Source organism: Methylobacterium organophilum (assembly GCF_022533465.1).
GTDB classification, from domain to species: Bacteria; Pseudomonadota; Alphaproteobacteria; order Rhizobiales; family Beijerinckiaceae; genus Methylobacterium; species Methylobacterium organophilum.
The window spans coordinates 1,692,913-1,716,876 of the sequence record NZ_CP092848.1 but is presented as its reverse complement, the minus strand read 5'-3'; the positions used below and the strand labels follow the sequence as shown (position 1 = coordinate 1,716,876).

The following is a 23,964-nucleotide window of genomic DNA, read 5'->3' as shown; positions in this document are numbered from 1 at the left end:
CGAAATCGCAGCGCAGGTATGGAGCCACCGCATCCGCGCCACCTTGCCGGCTCACCGGGCCGGGACTAGGGTCCCGCCCGCTTCCGGCAAGGCCGGAGCCCCTGCCGAACACCGGAGTTTTTCGAGATGGGCTTTCTGGCCGACGCCCTGTCCCGCGTGAAGCCGTCCGCGACGATCGCGATGACGCAGAAGGCGCGGGAGCTCAAAGCTTCCGGCATGGACGTGATCAGCCTGTCGGTGGGCGAGCCCGATTTCGACACGCCCGACCACATCAAGGAGGCCGCGATCGAGGCGATCCGGCGCGGCGAGACCAAGTACCCGCCCGTCTCCGGCATCGTGCCCCTGCGCGAGGCCATCGCGAAGAAGTTCAAGCGCGAGAACGGCCTCGACTACAAGGCTTCGCAGACCATCGTCGGCACCGGCGGCAAGCACGTCATCTACAATGCCCTGCTCGCGACCCTGAACCCGGGCGACGAGGTGGTGATCCCGCGGCCCTACTGGGTGTCCTATCCCGAGATCGTGGTCCTGTGCGGCGGCACGCCGGTCTTCGTGGAGACCGACATGGCCCACGACTTCAAGCTGCAGCCCGAGGCGCTGGAGCGGGCGATCACGCCGAAGACGAAGTGGATCATCCTCAACTCCCCCTCGAATCCCTCGGGCGCGGCCTATACCCGCGACGAGTTGAAGAAGGTCACCGACGTGCTGATGCGGCACCCGCAGGTCTGGGTGCTCACCGACGACATGTACGAGCACCTGACCTACGGCGACTTCGAATTCGTCACCCCCGCCCAGGTGGAGCCGGGCCTCTACGAGCGCACCCTCACCATGAACGGCGTCTCGAAGGCCTATGCCATGACCGGCTGGCGCATCGGCTACGCCGCCGGTCCGGAAGCGCTCATCAAGGCGATGGATTTCGTCCAGGGCCAGCAGACCTCCGGCGCGACCTCGATCTCGCAATGGGCGGCGGTCGCCGCCCTCGACGGCACGCAGGAGCATCTCGCCCGCTTCAAGGCCGCCTTCCAGGAGCGGCGCGACCTCGTGGTGTCGATGCTGAACCAGGCCAAGGGCCTGAAATGCCCGACGCCGGAGGGCGCCTTCTACGTCTATCCCTCCTGCGCCGAGCTGATCGGCCGCAGGACGGAGGCCGGCAAGGTGATCGAGACCGACGAGGATTTCGTGACCGAGCTTCTCCAGGCGGAGGGCGTGGCCGCCGTCCACGGCTCCGCCTTCGGCCTGGGCCCGAACCTTCGCATCTCCTACGCGACCTCGAACACCGCCCTGGAAGAGGCCTGTCACCGCATCCAGCGCTTCTGCGCCTCCCTGCGCTGAGCCGCACGTCGCGGGGCCATATGCCCGGCCCCTCGGCGGCGCTGCCTTCGGTGGCGCGGCATCCCGCCCCTGCGACCGGCTGCGCCTTCTGGTTGCGAACGGCAAAGCCGGCCTCTACATCGGCACTCCCCGCGGCCGATGCGCCCGACGGTTTCGCGAGCCCTCTCGGGCCGGCGTGGCGGCGGGGCCGGCAGTGACGGGGCGGCCCGGACCAGTTCTCTGTGCCGACCCTGTGAGGCTCAGTGGGCCGAGCAGCTGCAGGAGCGTCGGCATGGCGGGGAACAGGAACCGCGATCCCGGCGCATGGCCCACCAGATCCGCGCTCACGCGCCATCGATCCCGCGCGTGAGCCGCGCCGGGGCATGACCCGGGACGGCGCTTGGCCGGCCAGCAAGCGCACGCGGCCGATCGGGCCGGCATCGCCCGCCGCGCCCTCACGCCTCGCCGAGGCATCCCTCACGGGCTTGTGACAATCCCGCAAATTCTGCGTTCAAAACGCATTTTCGGCCGGGCATCCCACTTTTGGACATCTCTGACTTGCCATAGCGTCGCATCAGCCTTGCGCCAAAAGCAAAGCAGAAACGTCCCGGAGAAACGCCATGGCCACAGCGACAGCCGTGCCACACGCTCACGCTCCCGCTCAGCCCATGAGCCGAGCGGAGAAGAAGGTCATCCTCGCCTCCTCCCTCGGCACCGTGTTCGAGTGGTACGATTTCTATCTCTACGGCTCGCTCGCCGCGATCATCGGGGCGCAGTTCTTCTCCGCCTATCCGGAATCGACGCGCAACATCTTCGCGCTGCTGGCCTTCGCCGCGGGCTTCCTGGTTCGGCCCTTCGGCGCCCTGGTGTTCGGGCGGGTCGGCGATCTCGTCGGCCGGAAATACACCTTCCTCGTCACGATCCTGATCATGGGCCTGTCGACCTTCATCGTCGGCATTCTGCCCAATGCCGAGCAGATCGGCATCGCGGCCCCGATCATCCTGATCATCCTGCGCCTGCTGCAGGGCCTGGCGCTCGGCGGCGAGTATGGCGGGGCGGCGACCTATGTCGCCGAGCATGCCCCGCACGGCCGCCGCGGCTTCTACACGAGCTGGATCCAGACCACGGCCACGATGGGCCTGTTCCTGTCGCTGCTCGTCATCCTCGCCACCCGCACCATCACCGGCGAGGACGCCTTCAAGGCCTGGGGCTGGCGCATCCCCTTCCTCGTCTCGGTGCTGCTGCTCGCCGTCTCGGTCTGGATCCGGACCCAGCTCGCGGAATCGCCGGCCTTCAAGAAGATGAAGGAGGAGGGCAAGACCTCGAAGGCGCCGCTCTCCGAGGCCTTCGGCCAGTGGAAGAACGCCAAGTTCGCCCTGATCGCGCTGCTCGGCCTCACCGCCGGCCAGGGCGTGGTCTGGTACACGGGCCAGTTCTACGCGCTGTTCTTCCTGCAGAGCATCCTCAAGGTCGACGGCTACACCGCCAACCTGCTCGTCGCCTGGTCGCTGCTGCTCGGCACCGGCTTCTTCGTGTTCTTCGGCTGGCTCTCCGACAAGATCGGCCGCAAGATCATCATCCTGGCCGGCTGCCTGATCGCCGCCGTGAGCTACTTCACGGTCTTCCAGCACATCACCTCGCTGGCGAACCCGAAGCTCGAGAAGGCGATCGAGACGGTGAAGGTGAGCGTGGTGGCCGATCCCGCCGAATGCGGCACGCTGTTCAACCCGATCGGCACGGCCAAGTTCACCGCCCCCTGCGACCTCGCCCGCGACTACCTCGCCAAGTCCTCGGTGAAATACACCACCGAGGCCGGCCCGGCGGGCCAGCCGACCAAGATCGTCGTCAACGGCACCGAGATCCCCTTCCCCGCAGGCATGCCGGCAGCGGATTTCAACAAGGCCGCGGGCGCCGCGCTCCAGGCCGCGGGCTACCCGAAGCCGGGCGACACGGACATCGTGAAGATGAGCAACCCCTTCGACGTGTTCCGGCCGCAGGTGGCCGGCGTCATCGGGCTCCTGTTCGTCCTCGTGCTGTTCGTGACCATGGTCTACGGCCCGATCGCCGCCGCCCTGGTGGAGCTGTTCCCGACCCGGATCCGCTACACCGCGATGTCGCTGCCCTACCATATCGGCAACGGCTGGTTCGGCGGCCTGCTGCCGGCCACCGCCTTCGCCATGGTGGCCCAGACCGGCGACATCTATTACGGCCTCTGGTACCCGATCGTGGTCGCCGTGATGACCTTCGTCATCGGCCTGATCTTCGTGCCCGAGACCAAGAACCGCGACATCTTCGCGGAGGACGAGGCGCCCGTACGGCCCTGAGCCGTCAACGTCGCCCTCGTCGGAAGGCCCCGCCCGCGGCGGGGCCTTTCCCGTTTCGCCCGGGCGGAGAGCCGGACGGCATCGGGCGTGCTAGGCTCCGGCGAGCCTGGACCGCGCGCCACGATGACCGACCCGCTTCCCCGCTTCGAGGCCCCCTACGCGCCCGACGACGCCGCCCTGGCCGAGGCGCTGCTGGCGCAGGCGCCGCTGCCGCCCGCGGCCGAGGCCGCAGTCGACGCCCTCGCCCTCGACCTGATCGGCGCGATCCGGGAGGGCGCCGGGCACGGGGCGGTCGAGGCGCTCCTGCGGGAATACGCGCTGACCACCCGCGAGGGCCTCGCCCTGATGAGCCTCGCCGAGGCGCTGCTGCGGGTGCCGGATGCGGGCACGAGCGACCGGCTGATCGCCGACAAGCTGCGCGAGGGCGACTTCGCCCATCACGAGATCCGCTCCGAGACCGGGCTCGCCCATGCCGCCGCCTGGGCGCTCGGCCTCGGCGCCCGCCTCGTCGCCCCCGAGGACAGCCCCGAGGCGACCTTGTCCGGCATGGTCCGCCGGCTCGGGCGCCCGGCGGTGCGCAACGCCGCGCAGCGGGCGATGCGGCTGATGGGCGGCCAGTTCGTGCTGGCCGAGGAGATCGGCGCCGCCCTCAAGCGGGCGGCCTCCGGCGAGCGGCGGCGCTACCGCTACTCCTACGACATGCTCGGCGAGGGCGCCCGCACGGCCCAGGACGCCGCCCATTACCGGGCAGCCTATGCGGAGGCGATCGCGCGGATCGGCGCGGAGGCCGGCAACGGCCGCCTGCCGGACCGGCCGGGCATCTCCGTGAAGCTCTCCGCCCTGCATCCCCGCTTCACGCCCTTGCAGGCACCGCGGGTGATGGCGGAGCTGGTGCCGGTCCTGCGCGACCTCGCCCGTGCCGCCCGGGCCCACGATCTCAACGTCACGGTCGATGCCGAGGAGGCCGAGCGGCTGGAACTCTCCCTCGACGTGTTCGGCGCCGTGCTCGCCGACCCGGCCCTCGCCGGCTGGGACGGGTTCGGCCTCGCGGTCCAGGCCTATTCCAAGCGCTGCCTGCCCGTGATCGACCATGTCGCGCATCTCGCCGAACGGTTCGACCGCCGGCTGATGGTGCGCCTCGTCAAGGGCGCCTACTGGGACAGCGAGATCAAGCTCGCCCAGATGCAGGGGCTGGCCGACTATCCCGTCTTCTCGCGCAAGCCGATGACGGATCTGAGCTATCTCGCCGCCGCGCGGCGGCTGCTCGCCCGGCGCGACCGGCTCTACCCGCAATTCGCCACCCACAACGCGCTTACCATCGCGACCATCCTCGGGCTCGCCGGGCAGCTCGACGGCCCGGGCGACGGCGGCGCGGGCTTCGAGTTCCAGCGCCTGCACGGGATGGGCGAGGCGCTCTATGCGCGCCTGCTCGAACGCAAGCCGAGCCTCGCCTGCCGGGTCTATGCCCCGGTCGGCGGCCATCGCGAGCTGCTCGCCTATCTGGTGCGCCGCCTCCTGGAAAACGGCGCCAATTCCTCCTTCGTCGCCCGGGCCACCGACAGGGCCGTGCCGGCCCGGACCCTGCTCGCCCGGCCGCAGGCGCTGATCGAGACCCCGTCGCGGGCCCGCCATCCGCGGATTCCTCTGCCCCGCGACCTCTTCGGCGAGACACGCCGCAACAGCTCAGGCCTCGCCTTCGGCGACGGGGCGGCTTTGCGGCACTGTCTCGCCGAGCGGGACGCCGCGGCCGGCCCGGGCCACGCCGCTCCGATCCTCGACGGGCGCGCGCGGGAGGGGGTGGAAAGGTCCGTTTCGAGCCCGATCGACGGCGCCTCCCTCGGCCCGGTGATCGAGGCGACCGCGGCGATCGCGGCGGAGGCGATGGGCTTTGCCGCCGCCGGTTTCCCCGCCTGGGCCGCCCGGCCGGCGGGCGAGCGGGCGGCCTGCCTCGACCGGGCGGCGGAGGCGCTGGAAGCGTCGCGGGGGCGCTTCCTCCACCTGCTCCAGGCGGAGGCCGGCAAGACCCTCGACGACGCCCTGGCCGAGTGGCGGGAGGCGATCGACTTCCTGCGCTACTACGCCGCCGAGGGCCGGAGGCTGTTCGGCGCCCCCGTCCCGCTGCCGGGGCCGGCGGGGGAGAGCAACGCCCTGTCGCTAAGGGGACGCGGGGTGTTCGTGGCGATCTCGCCCTGGAACTTCCCCCTGGCGATCTTCCTCGGGCAGATCTCGGCCGCGCTGATGGCCGGCGACACGGTCGTCGCCAAGCCCGCGCCGCAGACGCCGCTGGTCGCGGCGGAGGCCGTGCGCCTGCTCCACGCGGCCGGGATCCCGGGCAGCGCCCTGCAGCTCGTGCCCGGCGGCCCGGAGGTGGGCGCGGCGCTGCTCCGCCACCCGGCGCTGGCCGGCGTGGTCTTCACCGGTTCCACGGCCACCGCGAAGGCGATCGACCGGGCGCTCGCCGCGCGGGACGGGGCGATCCTTCCGCTGATCGCCGAGACCGGGGGCATCAACGCGATGATCGTCGATGCCACGGCCCTGCCCGAGCAGGTCGCCGACGATGTCGTCGCCTCCGCCTTCCGCTCGGCCGGGCAGCGCTGCTCCGCCCTGCGCCTGCTCCTCGTCCAGGCGGACGTCGCCGACCGCATGATCGCGGCCATCGCGGGCGCCGCCTGGGAGTTGAAGGTCGGCGATCCGCGCGATCTCGCGAGCGACCTCGGCCCCGTCATCGACGCCGCCGCCAAGGCGCGGCTCGTTGCCCATGTCGCGCGGATGCGGGCGAGCGCAAAGACCCATCTCGCGGATGCGGGGCCGGCGGAAGGGCTCTTCGTCCCGCCGCAGATTTTCGAGCTCGCGCGGGTGGAGGACCTGACGGAGGAGGTGTTCGGCCCGATCCTGCACGTGGTCCGGTATCGGCCCGAGGCGGTCGAGCCGGTTCTCGCCGCGGTGGCGGCTAGCGGCTACGGCCTCACCCTCGGGGTGCAGTCGCGCATCGACGCCTTCGCCACGCGCGTGGCCGCCGCGCTCCCGCACGGCAACGTCTACGTCAACCGCAACATGATCGGCGCGGTGGTGGGCAGCCAGCCCTTCGGCGGCACCGGCCTGTCCGGCACGGGGCCGAAGGCCGGCGGCCCCCACTACCTCGCCCGCTTCGCCACCGAGCGGACGCTGACCGTCAACACCGCCGCCGCCGGGGGCAGCGTCGGCCTGATCACCCTCGACGGGTGAGCGCCCCGCGCCTCTCCTCGCCCTCCGGCGAGGGGACCGCGTGCTGCACTGGATGCGGGAGGCCGGCTTTCGCGCCGTTTCCCTAGCCCTCGACCTTGGCCTTCGGGCGATCGTTGCCGCGGGCGACTTCCTCGTGCTCGACGCCGCGTCCGTCCTGATAGCGGATGCCCTCGGTCGAACCCGGCACCTGCTGCTCCGCCGCCGCGGCCTGGGCCGCTTCCAGGGCTTCCGCCCGGCTCGGGAAGGTCTCGGAGATCGTGTCGCCGACGCGGTAGGCGTAGCCCCCGTCATGCTCGATGATGTGATAGACGACCTCGCCCATGCGCGCTCCTCACTTTGTCTTTGCCCTTGAGAAGCGCGAACACGGCAGGCCGCGGGGGAGTTCCCTCCCGGGGTGCCGCGCCTCAGTGGCGCGTGGTGCCCCGGCCCGGCAGTTGCGCGAGGACGCTCTCGCAGCCGGCGACGAGCGAGCCGCGCACGTCCTCCGGGTCGAAGCCGGCGCCATCCGGGAAGGCGAGGACATGGACATGGTCGTCGCCCTCCCGGCGGATGCGGGCGACCCAGCCCTCCGCCACCCGCTCGAACCGGGCCTCGTAGGTCTCGCCGTCGCGCTCGAAACGGTGGGGATCCATGGCATCGTCCTTCGCTGAAGCGGCGCGGCCCGCCGCCCCGCTGTCGCGATATGGGGTGGCGCCCTATCCTTCCGCCAATGCCGCCGCGCGAGGAGATGCCGATGCCGAGACGCCGAACCCTGGCCGCCGTTTCCGGCCTCTGCCTGCTCGGCCTCGGTGCCGGCGGCGCCTGGGCGCAGGGCATGCCGGGCCTGGCCGGCAGCACGGTCGGCCTGCCGGCCAATCCCTTCGCCTCGAACTATCCCTCCGAGCCACCGCCCGCGATGCGCCCGGCCCCGCGGGAGCGGATGATCGTGCGGCGCTCGCACCGGCGGCGGGGTGTGGCGGAAGAGGCCCCGCTGCCACCCGCCGAGGTGCCCTACCGGTAGGGGCGGCGTCCACGTCGTCCTGCCGATGGCGGCCCTCGTGATCGGCCTCGTCGCCGTCACGCGCTGAGCTGGCTCTCTAGGCGGCGCCGAGTTCGGCGCCGATCGCCGCGATCACCCGCGGATCGGTCGGCTCGACCTGGGTGGCGAAGGCGGCCTTCAGGCTGCCGTCGCGGCCGACGAGGTATTTGTGAAAATTCCAGCGCGGGGTCTCGCCCGGCTTCCGCTCCGCCGCCCAGCGATAGAAGGGATGGGCCGCGGCCCCCTTCACATGCGTCTTCTCGGCGATCGGGAAGGTCACGCCGAAATTCTTGCGCGCGGCCTCCGCGATGGCGGGGCCGTCCAGGGGCTCCTGATTACCGAAATCCGGCGAGGGCACGGCGATCACGGTGAGGCCCCGCTCGCCGAAGCGCGTCCAGAGGGCCTGCAAGCCGGAGAATTGCGGAGCGAAGCCGCAGGCGGTGGCCGTGTTGACGACGAGGATCGGCTTGCCCGCATGGGCCGAGAGCGGCAGCAGGCCGCCGCCCGGCTTCTCGAAGCTGAAGGCAAAGGCGCCCTCGGCCTTGCCGTCCTCCGCCCGGGCCATTCCCGCGGCGAAGGCACCGATGAGAACGAGGCAGTCGCGGCGCAGCAGGGTCATGGCTCGAGCCCCGATTCGGATCCCGCCCGTCTCACTTAGAACCGACGAGCCTCTTGGGAACCGCCGCGGCGATCTCACGCACGCTTGTGGGCACGTTCGGGCGCGTCCGCCGGTACGCGCGAGCGGAGCGCCTGGCGCACCCGCTTGGTCACGCCCTCCTCCTCCGCATCGGCCGGCAGGATGATCGCGTCGGGCGGCAGGGTGGAGACCGCCGATTCGTCGCCCGCGTAGATGATGCCGAGATTGGGACGCAGCGCCTTGGCTTCGGCCGCGAGCCGGGAGCAGCAGAGCTCACCCTGCAATTCGGCGTCGGTCACCAGAACGTCCACCGGGATGCCGAGTACGAGAACGGTGAGGGCGTCGACGCCCGAATCGACCGTGGTGGCGCAGAAGCCGGCCCGCCGGATCTGGGCGCAGACATCGTTGCGCCAGCCCTTGCGGCGCCCTGCGACCAGGATCTGAACCCCGTAGCAGCCGCCCTGTGGCTCGACGCGCTGGGCGAGCACATCAGGAGGGGCAGCCACGGAACCGGACGATCCGGTCTGCGTCAGGCCGTCAACTCCGCTGTACCCGGATTGGTGTCTGCGCTGCATCGCAACACCGTAGGAGAGCTATAACAAAAGTTCAAGCAAGCGCCGCATTTCGTCATCCGGGCCGGCGGAGGCCCGGCGGGCCGCCGCGTTCTGTCGAGCGCAGCACGCTGCCGTGAAAGATAAATCCGGGCGAAAGGTGCTTACGCCCGGAAGGGGCGAGGGTCAGCGGCGCGGGGCGAGGACCCGCCGGCCGAAGAAGCCGAGGCAGGCCCACAGGAAGGCCGCGACCGTGCGCACGGGGAAGAAGGTCGGCAGATCGTGGCCGACCGGCGCGGGCCAGGGCACGCCGAGCGCGGTGATCAGCCAGGAGGCGAGGACCGAGACGGCGAGCGCGGCGATGGCCGCGATGAAGACCTTGCCGAACTGGTCCGCCTTCCAGCCGAGGAACAGGGCGAGCCCGATCAGGATGGGATCGAACCCGGCCAGCAGCCAGACGGAGACGGGATAGGTCGGGACGACCGGGGGCACGTCAGGCCCACCAGGCCGGCGGCAGCTGCACCCGGCCGGCGGATTCCTCGACGACCTGCGCGGCCGCGAACAGCGTCTCCTCGTCGAAGGGGCGGCCGATCAGCTGAAGGCCGAGGGGCAGTCCCTGCGCGTCGAGCCCCGCCGGCACGGAGATGCCCGGCAGGCCGGCCATGTTCACCGTCACGGTGAACACGTCGTTGAGATACATCTGTACCGGGTCCGCGCTCGCCATCTCGCCGATGCCGAAGGCGGCCGAGGGGGTGGCGGGGGTGAGGATCGCGTCGACGCCGTCGGCATAGGCCGCCTCGAAGTCGCGCTTGATCAGGGTGCGGATCTTCTGCGCGCGCACGTAATAGGCATCGTAATAGCCGGCCGAGAGCACGTAGGTGCCGATCATGATGCGGCGGCGCACCTCGCGGCCGAAGCCGGCGGCGCGGGTGTTCTCGTACATGCCGACGATGTCCTTGCCCGGCACGCGCAGGCCGTAGCGGACGCCGTCGTAGCGGGCGAGGTTCGAGGAGGCTTCCGCCGGGGCGACGATGTAATAGGCGGGCAGGGCGTATTGGGTATGCGGCAGCGAGATCTCCTTGATCTGCGCGCCCGCGGCCCGAAGCCAGTCCGCGCCCTGGTCCCAGAGCTTCTGGATCTCGGCGGGCATGCCCTCGACCCGGTACTCCCTCGGGATGCCGATGGTCAGGCCCTTCACGCCGCGGGTGACCGAAGCCTCATAATCCGGCACGGGCCGGTCCACCGAGGTGGTGTCGCGGGGATCGTGACCCGCCATGGAGGCGAGCAGGATCGCCGAATCGCGCACCGTGCGGGCGATCGGGCCGGCCTGATCGAGGGAGGAGGCGTAGGCGATGATGCCCCAGCGCGAGCAGCGCCCGTAGGTCGGCTTGATGCCGACCGTGCCGGTGAAGGCCGCGGGCTGGCGGATGGAGCCGCCGGTGTCGGTGGCCGTGGCGCCCAGGCAGAGATGCGCCGCGACCGCCGCGGCCGAGCCGCCCGAGGAGCCCCCCGGCACCAGCGGGGCCTCGGAGCCCTGGCGGCGCCAGGGGGAGACCGTCTTGCCGTAGGCGCTGGTCTCGTTGGACGAGCCCATGGCGAACTCGTCGAGGTTCAGCTTGCCGAGCATCACCGCGCCGTCCCGCCAGAGATTGGCCGAGACGGTCGATTCGTAATGGGGCTCGAACCCTTCGAGGATCTTCGAGCCCGCGGTGGTCGCCACCCCGTGGGTGCAGAACAGGTCCTTGATGCCCAGCGGCAGGCCTTCGAGCGACCGCGCCTCGCCCTTAGCGATCTTCGCGTCGGAGGCCTCGGCCATCGCCAGGGCGCGCTCCGGCGTCTCGACGAGATAGGCGTTGAGCGCCCGCGCCTTCTCGACCGCGGCGATATGCGCCTGCGTCAGCTCGCGCGCCGAGAACGTCTTCGCCTTCAGCCCGTCGCGGGCCTCGGCCAGGGTGAGTTCGTTGAGTGCCGTCATGCCCTTAACCGTAACGTCGCCCCGTGAGCGAGGCTGGCGCGGCGCCCGTTGGGGGGCGAGACCGCGCAGCGGCGATGCCTGGCCGCGGGATCGTCTACTCGACGACCTTCGGAACCAGGAAGTAGTTGTCCTCGGTCTCGGGGGCGTTGGCCACGATGTCGGCGGCCCGGCCGCCGTCGTTCACCACGTCGGTGCGCTTCTTCATGGCCATGGGGGTGACCGAGGTCATCGGCTCGACGCCGGTCACGTCGACCGCGCCGAGCTGCTCGACGAAGGCGAGAATCGCGTTCAGCTCGCCCCGGAGCGGCTCAACCTCTTCGTCCGTCACCGCGATGCGCGCCAGATGCGCGATGCGCCGTACCGTCTTCGCGTCAACCGACATGCCGCCCTTGAGAAGGAAAGTGCCTTGCAGGCCCGGGCGGACAATCCGGCGGGCCTCAGGGGCGGGCTATAGCAGAGCGCTTCGCGGGCCGGCAACGCCGGGCACGCGACGGCCTCAGGTGATGACGTGGCCCTCGACCAGGGTCGGCTCCACGGCGATGCCCGGCGGCCGGTAGCGGTCCGACAGGCGGTAGCCGAGGAACAGCACCTCCGCGGCCAGGGCCAGCATGATGAGGTGGCGGCGCGGCATCGTCCGCCGCATCCCCGTGACCGGATCGCGCCGGCCGATCGCGACCAGGGCCTCCTCCGGCACCCGGCGCCGCCGGACCATGCCGGCGACGGAGCGGCCGGACCGGTTGCGCGGGGGGTCGGGGAGGCGGGTCGCGGCGGGCACGGGCGTCTCGTCGGAAATGGTTAAGCAATCGTTAACGCAATCCGCGTGCGGACGCTCCTGCCGAGCCCCGACAACCTTCCGTTATGGTTAACGGAGCCGGGGACAGCGGTGGACAAGCCGGGGCGACCCGCCCTAAGCCGCCGCCTCGGGCCGGGAACGGCCCTTCGTCGAGCGGGCCGGTGCGATGTGGGCTGACGTCTTTTCCGAATTCCGGCCGGGCCTCGTCTCCGAGCCGGACGAGATCGCCCGGGCGGAGGCCGAGCTCGGCTTCGCGCTGCCCGCCTCCTACAGGAGCTTCTGCCGGGACTGCGGGGCCGGACGCATCGGCGGCCATCTGCGCCTCTACACGCCCCTGCCGATCGAGGCGGCCGATCTGGTGGTGCGGGCCGAGCTGATCGCCCACAGCATCGCCACGGCGATGGAAGGGCTGTCGGAGAGGGGCGCGGCGCCCGGCTTCGCCCTGCCCGCGGAGGCCCCGGCCGGTCTGATGGACCGGGCCTGCTTCTTCGGGGAGACCGAGGGCGGGGATTTCGTGTTCTTCGACGTGACCCCCGGCTTCGAGGAATACGACATCTTCGTGCTCGCCGCCGATCTCGAGACCGTGCGCCATGGCGGCGCGGATCTGCGCGCGTTCCTGCGCGGCCTCCAGGGGCTCGATGTCGTCGACATCCTCGGCGAGGAGGCCGCGCCCCTGCCCGCGCGCTTCCTCGGCGACGATGCGGCGGCGCTCGCCGCCCTCGGGCAGGCGGAGGGCGCACCGTGAACCGCGAGGCGATCGCCGCCTTCGCCGAGGAGTCCCGCGCGGCCGGCCCGCGGCTGATCGGGCTCGATCTCGGCACCAAGACGATCGGGCTCGCGCTCTGCGATGTCGGCCGGCAGATCGCCTCCCCCCTGGAGACGATCCGGCGGGTGAAGTTCACGCCGGACGCCACCCGCGTCGCCAAGCTCTGCACGGAGCACCGCGTCGGCGGCCTGGTGATCGGGCTGCCCCTCAACATGGACGGGTCGGAGGGGCCGCGCGCCCAGTCGAGCCGCGCCTTCGCCCGCAACCTCAAGCCGATCCTGCCCCTGCCGGTGCTGTTCTTCGACGAGCGGCTCTCCACGGCCGCGGTGACGCGCACGCTCCTCGAGGCCGATGCCTCCCGGGCGCGCCGGGGCGAGCTCGTGGACAAGCTCGCCGCGGCCTACATCCTGCAGGCCTGCCTCGACGTGATGCGCGGCCTCGACGACGCCGACGCGCCGGAACTCGACTTCATCCCCTGAGTCGCCCGCCCGGGCCCGCCGGGGCGGCGCGCGCCCCGAAAATTGCGGCGCGAAAGCCACAGCCAGGCGCCGGGACGGGCCTGCGGGAGCCCCTGGAGACCGCCCGCGGGCAGGGGCCATACCTTCGCCACATCCCCCCGCTTCAGCCTTTGGAAACCGCGACGTTTTAAGTGCCCGTACACCGCGATGCGGAATGGTGGCCCGAAACGCGTCGGACCGTCGCCGCCGATCGACCCGAGCCTCGCCAGGCGAGCGCGAAAGGGCCGATCGCGAGGCGCGGACCCGGGCGCGACGGGCCTCGGGCCGGAGGGGGTTCGAAGGATGAAGCTGATCTCGCTGCGTGCCGGCAAGACCGGGCTCTACGGAGCGCTCGCCCTCACGGCGGCGGCGCTCGGGGGCTGCGAGACCTATGGCAGCGCCGCCGCGCCGCGGCAATTCGCGGTGCTCGAATCCGACACCACGGGCGCGACCAACGTCAACATCGCCTCGCTGAGCGAGGTGATCGCCCGCAACCCGAACGATGCCGCCGCCTACGTCACCCGCGGCGCGGCCTATGCCCGCGCGGGCCAGTTCGGCGACGCTATCGGCGACTTCTCGAAGGCGATCCAGCTCGATCCGAACTCGGCCTCCGCCTACACCAACCGGGCCCTGGCCAACCGCCAGACCGGGCGCAACGACGCCGCGCTGCAGGACTTCTCCAAGGCCATCGCCAACGACCCGAACTTCGCCGCCGCCTATATCGGCCGCGCCAACCTGCTGCGCGCCCAGGGCGACCTCTCGGGCGCGATCAATGACCTCAACGTCGCGATCCGCCTCAACCCGGAATCGGCCGAGGCGTATCACGCCCGCGGCCTCGTCAAGCAGCGTCAGGGCCACGACGCCGAGGCGATCGGCGACTTCGCCGCCGCCATCGACCGCAACCCCTTCGTCGCCGCCCCCTACGCGGCCCGCGGCCAGAGCCTGATCTCCACGAACCAGTTCGACAAGGCGATTGAGGACTACAACGCGGCCCTCAACGTGAATTCGAAGGACGCCGCGTCCTGGGCCTATCGCGGCCTCGCCTACGAGAAGACGAACCGCCGCAAGGAAGCCACCGAGAGCTACCAGCAGGCCGCCCGCCTCGACCCGTCCAACCCGATCGCCAAGCAGGGCCTCGGCCGCATCCAGGGCAGCCTGTTCTAGGGCGCTGAACCGTCACGACAAAGGCTCGGAGCCGCGCCCGACCGCCTTCGGAGCCCTTCGCGAGGCGTCCGGCACGCGGTGCCGGGCGCCTTCGTCATCGGCCGCACCCCCCTGAACCTTGCGCGCGCGCACCGCACCTCCTACGCAGCGGGAAAGCCCGAACGGGCGCTCAGGGAGGGTTCTCGGATGCGTGTTCTCGTCGTCGGAGCCGGTGCGACCGGCGGGTATTTCGGAGCCCGGCTCGCCGAGATCGGGCGGGACGTGACCTTCCTCGTGCGTCCGGCCCGGGCCCAGAGGCTCGCGGAGGCCGGCCTCAAGGTGCTGAGCCCGGTGGGCGACGCGCAGATCGCGTCCCCGCGGACCGTGACCGCGGACACGATCCCCGGCCCGTTCGACCTCGTGCTCCTGAGCTGCAAGGCCTACGATCTCGACACCGCCCTGCGCGACGTCGCCCCCGCGGTCGGGCCGCAGACGACCGTGCTGCCGATCCTGAACGGCCTGTCCCATCTCGACGCCCTCGACGCCGCCTTCGGCGCGGAGACGGTGCTCGGCGGCAGCTGCGCCATCGTCGCCACGCTCACCAAGGCCGGCGAGATCCGGCAGATGAGCGAGCTGCACAGCCTGACCTACGGCGAGCGCGACGGCAGCCGCAGCGCGCGCGTCACGGCGATCGAGGCGCTGATGGAGGGGGTGCGCTTCCAGGCCCGCGCCAGCGACAAGGTGCTCCTGGAGATGTGGGAGAAGTGGGTCTTCCTGGCGACGCTCGCCGGGGCCACCACCCTGATGCGGGCGGCGATCGGCGACATCGTCGCAGCGCCGGAGGGCCGGCCCTTCGTCGAGGCGCTGCTGGAGGAATGCCGCGCGGTCGCGCAGGCCGCGGGCTATCCGCAGCGCGAGAAGGTCTACGAGGGCGCGCGGAAGATGCTGACGGCGGAGAAATCCGCCATGACCGCCTCGATGCTGCGCGACATCGAGAACGGCGCGCGCATCGAGGGCGACCACATCGTCGGCGACCTGATCGCCCGCGGGCGCGCCTTCGGCGTGGAGACGCCGCTGCTCGCGCGCGTCTTCACCCATCTCAAGGCCTACGAGAACCGCCGCGCCCGCGAGACCGCGTGAGCGCGGGCGTTCCGATGAGGCTCGTCTCCGCTCAGTAGCCCTGCTGCGGCGGCGGGGGCGGCGGGTTGCCGTATTCGAGCTGGGTCTTGGCGTCGTAGGGGCGGCGCGGCGGGGGCACCGGATCGGCCACCGGCGCGGCGGGCGCGGAGGCGCAGGCGGCGACGGTGAGGGTCAGCAGGCCGGCGGCGCAGAGCTTGAGGCGGTTCGTCATGGGGCTCCTCGGCGCCGCGCGGATAGGGTGCGGCGTGGTGCCGTGTTCGGCCGGCAAGCGGCCGGAAGCTTGACCGCACCATGACGCCCCACGGGCCGAAGCGTGGCCATCTCGCGGCGCGGTCAATGGGATGTGCCGCCCATCGGCGGGCGGTTCTCAACACAGGGCAAGGAATTTCCACCTCGCCCCGCAACGAACGGCAGGCCTTCGGGTTGCCCCGTCGCCGTGTCCCTCCCCGGGCGGAGCCGGCTCCCGCCCCCCGCTCCTGAGGATTCCCGCGCGTGATCTTTCCCATCACCACCGCGTTCTACGCCGGCCTTCTCGGCCTGATCCATGTCGGCCTGACCGGCTGGGTGATCGGAGGCCGGCTCTCCACCAACACCCTGTTCGGCGACGGCAACGACAACAGCCTGTTCAAGCGCATCCGCTCGCAGGGCAACTTCACCGAGAACGTGCCGCTGGCCCTGGTGCTGATCGGCCTGCTCGAAGCCGCCGGGGGCGGGCATACCCTGGTCCAGACCCTGCTGATCGTCCTCGTGATCGCGCGGATCCTGCACCCGATCGGGATGTTCGCGCCGAAGAACTCGCCCCGCCAGTTCGCCTGCCGCGGCGGCGGCATCCTCGCCACCCTCGGCGTGATCGCCGTCGCCGCGATCGCGCTGCTGATCCGGGCCGCCTGAGCGCCGAGAACGCTCTGCGCCGAAGGGGACACCGGTTCGGCGTGAGCGCGCGCGTCACGACAAAGGTTTGGAAGCGCTGCCGATGGCAACGCGATCGGAAGCGGCTCTAAGGGTTCACCCGCACCCCGAGCAGGACCGTGTCCGCCTGGTAGCTCGAGGCGGCCGCCGTGCTCGTCAGTTCCTGGTGGATGTAGCTGCCGCGCAGGGTCAGCCAGCGATTGAAGCGATAATCGAGCCGGGCGGTGGCGGAGAAGCCGCGCTCGCGGATGCTCACCCCCTGATAGTCGTTGGCGATGTAGGCGCCGCCGAGCGTGATCGAGAGGTTGCGCAGGAGGTCGTGCTGCACCTCCAGGGTGGCCACGTTGGTGGCGACGCCGCTCGCCCCGGCCACCGAGGTCTCGATGACGCCGGTCTGCTGGTTGAAGCGGACCGTGGTGAGCGGGCTTACGGACCAGATCAACGCGGCGTTGATCAACGGCGAGGAGATGGCGCGCAGGCGGGCATCGACATAGTCGCGCCGCTGCAGACCGCCGGAAACCTCGCCGGTGATGAACCGGGTGAGCGCGAAGCTGGCGCCGCCGGTGAGCGCCACTCCGTCCGAGTCGCGGCGGAAACCCTGCTGGTCCACCGGCGTGTCGTAGACGCGGGTGTCGACGATGGTCTCGACGAAGGGCGTGATCGCCGGGGAGACCTCGTAGCCGATCCGCAGGCGCAGGCCGTACTGGTTGGTGTCGCGGTCGCTCTGGATCAGCGGCGCGCCGCTCGCGAGCCGCGCATCCTCGAAGATCTGGCGGTCGATCGAGCCGCGCAGCGTCACCTGCAGGCGGTTGAAATTCTCGGTGACGCCGACGGTGCCGCCATAGGTGGCGTAGATCGGCCGGCTCGTCGCCTGGCTGCCGACCTCCGGGCTGCCGAGACGCAGGGTGTCGAGGAGGAAGCGCGTCTCCACGTCGATGCGGGTGTCGCGGTTCATATCGACCCGCAGCCGCGTGGTGCCCGCGGCATTGGGCCGGCTCGAGGCCTCGTTGTCGGGATATTCGAGATAGCCCCCGCGCAACTCGCCCTCGAGGGCGCTCGACGACCAGTCCGAGCGGAAGACGACCTCGCCCTCGCTGCGCAGCACCAGGGAGGGCTTGGCGAGGTTCCCGCCGATCTGGTCCGGGTTCGAATCGTAGCCGATGCTCTGGGTGAAGGCCGGCAGCACCGTGAAGGTGCCGAGCTTGATCCCGAGGGGGGCATAGGCCTGGTCGGCGGCGATCGGCCGGCGCAGGGCCGTGCCGAGCAGGATGCCGGTGGGGTTGAGCAGGCCGAGCACGGGGATCGGCGTCGGCAGGGGCACGCCGGAGACGGCGGGCTGGATCACCGGCGTCAGGCGCAGGTCCGTCGTGAAATCCTGGATACGGCCCCGCGTGAGCTGGCGCGTCGGCAGGCCGATCCGGCGGGGCGGGGCCGCGCGCAGGCGCAGCAGGCTGGGCCGCGCGGCATTCGGCGTGTTGGCGACCGAAGAGATCGCGCTGCCGCCCGAGCGGAAGCGGGGCAGCCGCGACAGGCCCTCGCCGCCCCCGGAAACGCCGACGCCGGCCTCGCCTCCGCCCGCGCTTCCGGCAGACGGGTTCACGCCGCGCAGGCTCGGCAGGTCGTCCGCGCCCGGCTGTGCGAACAGGCGGTTCTGGCGCTTGGGCGAGAACAGGTCCGCGCCCGCGGCGTCGGGGGCCTCCTGGGCGAGGGCCGGCCCGACGAGGAGTCCGGCGGCGAGGGCGAGCGCCACGGCCACGGTCCGCGCCGGCGCGCGGGCCGTCCGGGCTGTCTCTGCGATCGGCCGCGGGCGCTTCACGGGCTTGGGGGCTTTCCGCCATCCGGGCAAGAGTCGCCCGGCATCGCCCCCGGGCAGGCATGGTTAACCGGGCTACACCGGACGTGGTTAACGGGCGGTCAACCGGCGGCCCCTATTCAGGAAGGGCCTCGGGCGGAGCCATGAGGCGACCACAATCCGGCGCGATGGCGGGACGCATCACAGACCACCGTCGCGCTCCGAGCGACCCGAGAGAGCACATCCGGCATGGCACGGCCCCAGCGCATCGAGGACCAGGACGGCGCCCCGGCGGAGTCGCGGGACCCGGCCATCGCCTCGGCGCTGCGCACCCTGGAGACCGAGCGCGACGGCCTGACCTGCCTGATGGAGGCGGTCGGCAACGGGCTCGGCGCGGCCTTCTCCGCGGCGGTCGCCCGCATCGGGACGGGCAGCGGCCGGGTGATCTGCACCGGCATGGGCAAGTCCGGCCATGTCGCCCGCAAGCTCGCCGCGACGCTCGCCTCCACCGGCACCCCGGCCCTCTACGTGCACCCGGCCGAGGCGAGCCACGGCGATCTCGGCATGATCCAGGCCGAGGACGTGGTGCTGGCCCTGTCCTGGTCCGGCGAGACCACGGAGCTCGCCGACATCATCGGCTATGCGCGCCGCTATCGGGTGACGCTGGTGGCGATCACCTCGGGGGTCACCTCCACCCTCGGGCGGGAGGCCGATATCTGCCTCGCCCTGCCCAAGGCGAAGGAGGCCTGCCCCAACGGGCTCGCCCCCACCACTTCCACCGCGATGCAGCTCGCCCTCGGCGACGCCCTCGCCATCGCCCTCCTCGAAGCCCGGGGCTTCTCGGCTCGGGACTTCTCCGTGTTCCACCCTGGAGGCCGCCTCGGAGCCTCGCTCCGCCAAGTCCGTGAGGTCATGCATGGCGGGGCAAGCCTGCCGGTGGTGCCACTCGGCACCCCCATGCGCGACGCCATCCGCGAGATCGACGCCAAGGGCTTCGGCTCGGTGATCGTGACCGACGCGGAAGGCCGGCTCGCCGGCATCGTCACCGACGGCGACCTGCGCCGGGCGATCTTCCGCGAGAACCTCGATTCCGTGGCGGTAGAGGCGGTGATGACCCGCAATCCCCGCACGGTCAGCCCCGAGACCCTGCTCGCCAAGGCCCTGGAGATCCAGGAGACCAAGAAGATCACCGCGCTGATCGTGATCGAGGCGGAGCGACCGGTCGGGCTGGTGCATTACCACGATCTGCTGCGGGCCGGCGCCGCCTGAGGGCGGGACAGCGCCCGCCGCGGCGCGCCTGCGCCTTTGAGCGCCCGCCGCCGCCCGCTATGATCCCGCGGCGATGTCCGCCCTTCCCGAACCGGTGATCCCCCGCGCCGCCGTGCGCCGCCTCGACGCGATCCTCGTCGACCGCATCGCTGCGGGCGAGGTGGTGGAGCGGCCGGCCTCCGCGGTGAAGGAGCTCGTCGAGAACGCGATCGATGCGGGCGCCCGCAGCATCGAGGTGACGATCGAGGGCGGCGGCCGTCGGCTGATCCGGGTCGTCGACGACGGTTGCGGCATGGGGCCGGAGGATCTCGAACTCGCGGTCGAGCGCCACGCCACCTCGAAGCTGCCCGATGGCGACCTGAGCCGGATCGGCACGCTCGGCTTCCGCGGCGAGGCCCTGCCCTCGATCGGTGCCGTGGCGCGGCTCTCCATCGTCTCCCGGGCGGAGGGCGGCGAAGGCTGGAGCCTCGTGGTGGAGGCGGGGGTGAAGGGTCCCTTGCGCCCGGCCCCGGCGGCGCGGGGTACGCGCATCGAGGTCACCGACCTCTTTGCCGCGACGCCTGCCCGGCTCAAGTTCCTGAAATCCGACCGGGCCGAGACCCTGGCGGTGGCCGAGGTGCTGCGCCGCCTGGCGCTCGCCCAGCCGCGGATCCGCTTCACCCTCAGGACCGAGAGCGCCACGCCGACCGTCTTCCCCGCCGAGAGCGAGCCGGGACCGGCGGCGCAGCTGCGCCGGGCGGCAAGCGTGCTCGGGTCGGATTTCGCGGGCAACGCCGTGCCGCTCTCGCTGGCCCGGGAGGGCTTCCTGCTCGAAGGCCATATCGGCCTGCCGACCTATCACCGGGGGGCGGCCGGCCACATCCACTTCACGGTCAACGGCCGGCCGGTGCGCGACCGCCTGCTGCTCGGGGCCGTGCGCGGAGCCTATGCCGACAGCATGGCCTCCGACCGCCATCCCGTGCTCGCTCTCGACCTGACCTGCGATCCCGCCCTCGTCGACGTGAACGTGCATCCGGCCAAGACCGAGGTGCGCTTCCGCGATCCGGGCCTCGTGCGCGCCCTGGTCGTCAGCGCGATCCACGCCGCCCTGGCCCAGGCCGGGATGCGGTCTGCCACGACCGGGGCCGCGCGCACCCTGGAGGCGCTGCGGCCCGGCGGCTTCACCACCCATTCCGGACGGCAGGCCTTCCCCTCGCCGGGCCGCCCGAGCGTCTCAGGCCCTTCCGTCGCGGCCCCCGCGGGCTGGCGGATGCCCGAGCGGACGCCGCCGGCCGGCGGCTTCTCCGACACGCCGCAGAGCCTGTTCGAGGCCGATCTCGCCCCGCCCGCCGCCGACCTTCGGGAGCCACCGGAGGCCGTCTTCCTGCCCGAACCGAGCGAGCATCCCCTCGGGGCAGCCCGGGCTCAGCTCCACGAGACCTACATCGTCGCCCAGACCGCGGACGGCATCGTCATCGTCGACCAGCACGCCGCCCATGAGCGGCTGGTCTACGAGCGGCTGAAACGCGAGCGGGCCGGCGGCGGCATCGCGCGTCAGGGCCTGCTGATCCCCGACGTGGTCGAGATGGCGCCCGCCGAGGCCGAACGGCTCGTGGCGGCCGCCGCCGAACTGGAGGCCCTCGGCCTCTCGATCGAAGCCTTCGGCCCCGGTGCGGTGCTGGTGCGGGCGGTGCCGGCGGCCCTGGCCGGCGGCTCGGTGCGCGATCTCGTGCGTGATGTGCTCGATGCGCTCCTCGACAGTGGGCTGGACGAGGGCGCGCCGGCCGGCGACGGCGATCCGCTGACCCGCCGCCTCGACGCCATCCTCTCCCGGATGAGCTGCCACGGCTCGATCCGCGCCGGGCGCCGCCTCAAGCCGGAGGAGATGAACGCGCTCCTGCGGGAGATGGAGGCCACGCCCCATGCCGGCTCCTGCAACCATGGCCGCCCGACCTTCGTCGCGCTGAAGCTCACGGATATCGAGCGTCTGTTCGGGCGGCGTTGACGGGGCCGCGGGAAGGCCCGGATCCTGCCCCTGGCGCAGCGCCTCGGAACATCGCCTGATCGCGGTCCGTTGGTTTTTCGCAGGATGCGGGACGGTCAGGTCTCGGACCGGGTCGCGACGATCCGGTCCGGCCGAACTTCGAAGCCCTTCAGCGTCTCCCCGGCCATCACCCGCTTTTGTAAGCCGGCGCGGAACGATCCGGCAGCTTGGCAATTTCTAGGGATGAGACCGCATCGCCGGCCCGACCGGCGGGGAGCGGAAGACATTCTCCGGATCCGGGCCGCACCGAGCGGCGCCGGCCAGCCGGAAGACAACCTGTCGGAGGATACCATGATCGGTTGGGCCGTAACCTTCCTCGTCGTCGCGCTGATCGCGGCGCTGCTCGGCTTCGGCGGCATCGCGGGCACCGCGATGGAGGCTGCCAAGATCGTCTTCTTCGTCGCCATCGCCCTGTTCCTGATCTCGGCGGTGATGGGCGCCGTGCGGGGCCGTTCCCCCCGGCTTTGAGGCGGGGCACCTTCGGGTGCCCGGATCGCATCGGAAAAGGCGGCTTCGGCCGCCTTTTTCTGTGCTTGATCCCGCTGCGGCAGGCCCGAGCCATGAATCCGGCGCGCGGCTTCTCGATCGGAACGCCTCGCAAGCCGGGAAGGCCTCTGATATGGGGCGGGCATGAACGACATGAATGACGACGCGCCGGGCGGGCAGGACTCCGCACCGCACGAGGCCGTGCCCCAAGAATCCACCGGCGCCGAGGCGCCCCCGCAGGCAGACACCCCGGCGAGCGGGGGCGACGCGCCCCTGCGCCGCAAGGGTGCCAAATCGGCGAAGGCCCCCGCGGAGCCGGTCGAACCCGAGGCGGGCTACGAGGGCGAGCGCATCGCCAAGGCGATCGCCCGGGCAGGCCTCGCCTCGCGCCGCGACGCCGAGGTGATGATCGAGGCCGGCCGCGTCAGCGTGAACGGCAAGGTGATCCACTCGCCCGCCCTCAACGTGACCGACAGCGACCGCATCAGCGTGGACGGCGAGCCCCTGCCGGCCCGCGAGCGCACCCGGCTCTGGATCTTCCACAAGCCCCGGGGCGTCGTCACCACCGCCCGCGACCCGGAAGGGCGCCAGACCGTGTTCGACGTGCTGCCGGAGGATCTGCCCCGGGTGGTCGCGGTCGGCCGGCTCGACATCAACACCGAGGGCCTGCTGCTGCTGACCAATGACGGCGGCCTCGCCAAGGTCATCGCCCATCCCGATACCGGCTGGCTGCGCCGCTACCGCGTGCGCGCCTTCGGCGAGATCACCCAGGCCGATCTCGACAAGCTGAGGAAGGGCGTCACCGTCGACGGCATGGAATACGGTCCCGTCGAGGCCAGTCTCGACCGGGTGCAGGGCGACAATGCCTGGATCACGCTCGGCCTGCGCGAGGGCAAGAACCGCGAGGTCAAGCGCATCCTCGAGCATCTCGGGCTTTCCGTGAACCGGCTGATCCGGCTCTCCTTCGGGCCGTTCCAGCTCGGCGACCTCGAAGTCGGGCTCGTCGAGGAGATCCGGACCAAGGTGCTCAAGGAGCAGCTCGGCAAGGGCCTCGCCGAGCAGGCGGGCGTCGATTTCGAGAGCCCGGTGCGCGACCCCATCGCCGCCTTCGGCAGCCCGAAGAAGACGGCCAAGGCCGCGGCCCAGGCCGCCGCCGCCGAAGCGCCGCGCCCGCCCCGCGCCTCCCGCGGCGCGCCCGCCGAGCGGCCGCAGGCCGGCTTCGCCCGGCCGGGCCGTCCGGCCCGCGATCCCTCCCGTCCCGCCGCGCCGGCGCGGGGTGCCAACCGGCGGCATGGGTCCGGGGCCGCGCCAGTCGATCTGGCATGCCGATGCGGACGAGCGGCCCCGTGGCGGCGGCGTGCCCCGCCGGGGCGCCGATCCGAAGGCGGCCCGCGCCCAGGCCGCCGAGCGCGGCCGCGAGCGCGTCGGCTCGATCCAGACCGGCGAGCGGCGCGTTCTGGTCGAGCGCCTGCAGCCCACGCCGGAGCAGCCGGCCCCCGAGCCGCACCGCCGGGTCAAGTTCCGCAGCCGCGACGAGGAGGCCCGTCCCCCCCGGGGCGACGCCCGGCCGCCGCGCGGCGATGCCCGTCCCCCGCGCGGGGAAGGCGGCGAAGCGCGTCCGCGCCGCCGCGAGGCCGAGGCCCGCGGAGCCTTCGAGGGGCAGGGCGAGCGGCGCGGACCGCCGCGGGAGCGGGCGGCCGGGTCGCGCCAGGATCGTCCCCGTCAGGATCGCGCGCCGCAGGATCGCCCGCGTGAGGATCGTCCGCGCCAGGATCGGGCTCGGGACGATCGTCCCCGGCAGGAGCGCCCGCGCCAGGAGCGTGCGCACCAGGAGCGTTCGCGTGACGGCGGTGAGGCCTTCGAGCGCAAGGCCGGCGGTTTCCGCGGCCGTGCCGAGGGCGAGCGCGGCGCCTCCCGCGGCTTCAAGCCCGGTCCCGCCCGCGGCGGGGCGGGCAAGGAAGCCGGCGGCGCCAGGGGGGGCTTCAAGGCCGGCGGCCGTCCCGGCGGCGGCAAGCCCGGCGGACGCCCGGGCGGCTTCTCCGGCAAGCCCGGTCCCCGCGGCGGCGGCAAGCCGCGCGGGTCGAAGTAGCCCGGTCCGGGAGCGGCAA

General features: G+C 72.0%; 22 protein-coding genes and 1 pseudogene. 13 read left to right on the top strand and 10 right to left on the bottom strand.

Annotation, left to right across the window (positions count from 1 at the left end):
• Positions 1–126: 126 nt before the first annotated feature.
• The 3 genes from MMB17_RS07960 to putA all read left to right on the top strand — a co-directional run bounded on the left by MMB17_RS07960 (position 127) and on the right by putA (position 6,857).
• Entirely contained in the window at positions 127–1,329 is a 1,203-nt protein-coding gene (locus tag MMB17_RS07960; RefSeq protein WP_238309263.1) for a pyridoxal phosphate-dependent aminotransferase, read from the top strand.
• A gap of 599 nt (positions 1,330–1,928) precedes the next feature.
• Complete coding sequence (locus tag MMB17_RS07955; RefSeq protein ID WP_241101708.1) at positions 1,929–3,632, top strand: MFS transporter; 1,704 nt, start codon at positions 1,929–1,931, stop codon at positions 3,630–3,632.
• A gap of 123 nt (positions 3,633–3,755) precedes the next feature.
• Positions 3,756–6,857, top strand: a complete 3,102-nt coding sequence (gene putA / locus MMB17_RS07950) for a bifunctional proline dehydrogenase/L-glutamate gamma-semialdehyde dehydrogenase PutA (RefSeq protein WP_241101707.1) — start codon at positions 3,756–3,758, stop codon at positions 6,855–6,857.
• A gap of 82 nt (positions 6,858–6,939) precedes the next feature.
• Here the strand turns inward: putA and MMB17_RS07945 are convergent, their stop codons facing one another.
• Both MMB17_RS07945 and MMB17_RS07940 read right to left on the bottom strand, forming a co-directional pair.
• A complete protein-coding gene (locus MMB17_RS07945) occupies positions 6,940–7,179 on the bottom strand; it encodes a DUF2188 domain-containing protein (protein WP_238309266.1) in 240 nt (79 codons plus the stop codon).
• Positions 7,180–7,261: 82 nt separating this feature from the next.
• Positions 7,262–7,489, bottom strand: coding sequence for a hypothetical protein (locus MMB17_RS07940; RefSeq protein WP_241101706.1), 228 nt, complete (start codon positions 7,487–7,489; stop codon positions 7,262–7,264).
• A gap of 101 nt (positions 7,490–7,590) precedes the next feature.
• Here MMB17_RS07940 and MMB17_RS07935 point away from each other — a divergent pair, with 101 nt between their 5' ends.
• A complete protein-coding gene (locus tag MMB17_RS07935) occupies positions 7,591–7,857 on the top strand; it encodes a hypothetical protein (protein ID WP_241101705.1) in 267 nt (88 codons plus the stop codon).
• 76 nt (positions 7,858–7,933) lie between these two features.
• Here the strand turns inward: MMB17_RS07935 and MMB17_RS07930 are convergent, their stop codons facing one another.
• The 6 genes from MMB17_RS07930 to MMB17_RS07905 form a co-directional block, all read right to left on the bottom strand.
• A complete protein-coding gene (locus MMB17_RS07930; RefSeq protein WP_238309269.1) occupies positions 7,934–8,494 on the bottom strand; it encodes a glutathione peroxidase in 561 nt (186 codons plus the stop codon).
• Between the two features lie 74 nt (positions 8,495–8,568).
• A complete protein-coding gene (locus MMB17_RS07925) occupies positions 8,569–9,018 on the bottom strand; it encodes a response regulator (RefSeq protein ID WP_241101704.1) in 450 nt (149 codons plus the stop codon).
• Between the two features lie 231 nt (positions 9,019–9,249).
• Positions 9,250–9,555 carry a hypothetical protein gene (locus MMB17_RS07920; RefSeq protein ID WP_241101703.1) on the bottom strand — a complete coding sequence of 102 codons (306 nt, stop codon included), beginning with the start codon at positions 9,553–9,555 and terminating at the stop codon, positions 9,250–9,252.
• Between the two features lies 1 nt (position 9,556).
• Positions 9,557–11,038 (bottom strand): Asp-tRNA(Asn)/Glu-tRNA(Gln) amidotransferase subunit GatA, encoded by a 1,482-nt coding sequence (gene gatA / locus MMB17_RS07915; protein ID WP_241101702.1) that lies wholly within the window; start codon positions 11,036–11,038, stop codon positions 9,557–9,559.
• Positions 11,039–11,132: 94 nt separating this feature from the next.
• Complete coding sequence (gene gatC, locus MMB17_RS07910; protein ID WP_238309273.1) at positions 11,133–11,420, bottom strand: Asp-tRNA(Asn)/Glu-tRNA(Gln) amidotransferase subunit GatC; 288 nt, start codon at positions 11,418–11,420, stop codon at positions 11,133–11,135.
• Between the two features lie 114 nt (positions 11,421–11,534).
• A complete protein-coding gene (locus MMB17_RS07905) occupies positions 11,535–11,813 on the bottom strand; it encodes a hypothetical protein (RefSeq protein WP_241101701.1) in 279 nt (92 codons plus the stop codon).
• A 184-nt stretch (positions 11,814–11,997) separates the two neighbouring features.
• Between MMB17_RS07905 and MMB17_RS07900 the strand changes: the two genes are divergently transcribed.
• From MMB17_RS07900 to panE, 4 genes are all read left to right on the top strand, one after another.
• Positions 11,998–12,576, top strand: coding sequence for an SMI1/KNR4 family protein (locus tag MMB17_RS07900; RefSeq protein WP_241101700.1), 579 nt, complete (start codon positions 11,998–12,000; stop codon positions 12,574–12,576).
• Positions 12,573–13,076, top strand: a complete 504-nt coding sequence (ruvX, locus tag MMB17_RS07895; protein ID WP_241101699.1) for a Holliday junction resolvase RuvX — start codon at positions 12,573–12,575, stop codon at positions 13,074–13,076. Before MMB17_RS07900 ends, ruvX begins: the two co-directional genes overlap by 4 nt.
• A gap of 321 nt (positions 13,077–13,397) precedes the next feature.
• Positions 13,398–14,258, top strand: a complete 861-nt coding sequence (locus MMB17_RS07890) for a tetratricopeptide repeat protein (protein ID WP_241101698.1) — start codon at positions 13,398–13,400, stop codon at positions 14,256–14,258.
• Between the two features lie 186 nt (positions 14,259–14,444).
• Positions 14,445–15,377 (top strand): 2-dehydropantoate 2-reductase, encoded by a 933-nt coding sequence (panE, locus tag MMB17_RS07885; RefSeq protein WP_241101697.1) that lies wholly within the window; start codon positions 14,445–14,447, stop codon positions 15,375–15,377.
• Positions 15,378–15,408: 31 nt separating this feature from the next.
• Here panE and MMB17_RS07880 read toward each other — a convergent pair whose 3' ends face one another.
• Positions 15,409–15,588, bottom strand: a complete 180-nt coding sequence (locus MMB17_RS07880) for a hypothetical protein (protein WP_238309279.1) — start codon at positions 15,586–15,588, stop codon at positions 15,409–15,411.
• Positions 15,589–15,869: 281 nt separating this feature from the next.
• On the opposite strand from MMB17_RS07880, the gene MMB17_RS07875 reads away from it, so the two are divergent.
• A complete protein-coding gene (locus MMB17_RS07875) occupies positions 15,870–16,268 on the top strand; it encodes an MAPEG family protein (RefSeq protein ID WP_241101696.1) in 399 nt (132 codons plus the stop codon).
• 106 nt (positions 16,269–16,374) lie between these two features.
• Here the strand turns inward: MMB17_RS07875 and MMB17_RS07870 are convergent, their stop codons facing one another.
• Positions 16,375–18,036, bottom strand: coding sequence for an outer membrane beta-barrel protein (locus MMB17_RS07870; RefSeq protein ID WP_420847348.1), 1,662 nt, complete (start codon positions 18,034–18,036; stop codon positions 16,375–16,377).
• Positions 18,037–18,327: 291 nt separating this feature from the next.
• Between MMB17_RS07870 and MMB17_RS07865 the strand changes: the two genes are divergently transcribed.
• From MMB17_RS07865 to MMB17_RS07850, 4 genes and pseudogenes are all read left to right on the top strand, one after another.
• Complete coding sequence (locus MMB17_RS07865) at positions 18,328–19,347, top strand: KpsF/GutQ family sugar-phosphate isomerase (protein ID WP_241101695.1); 1,020 nt, start codon at positions 18,328–18,330, stop codon at positions 19,345–19,347.
• Between the two features lie 73 nt (positions 19,348–19,420).
• On the top strand, positions 19,421–21,331 hold the full coding sequence (gene mutL, locus MMB17_RS07860; RefSeq protein WP_241101694.1) for a DNA mismatch repair endonuclease MutL: 1,911 nt from the start codon (positions 19,421–19,423) through the stop codon (positions 21,329–21,331).
• Between the two features lie 330 nt (positions 21,332–21,661).
• The gene (locus tag MMB17_RS07855) at positions 21,662–21,838 is read left to right on the top strand and encodes a DUF1328 domain-containing protein (RefSeq protein WP_012456035.1); all 177 of its coding nucleotides are present in this window, start codon (positions 21,662–21,664) and stop codon (positions 21,836–21,838) included.
• Positions 21,839–22,000: 162 nt separating this feature from the next.
• Positions 22,001–23,945: pseudogene (locus MMB17_RS07850) on the top strand (pseudouridine synthase).
• The last annotated feature ends 19 nt before the right edge of the window (positions 23,946–23,964 follow it).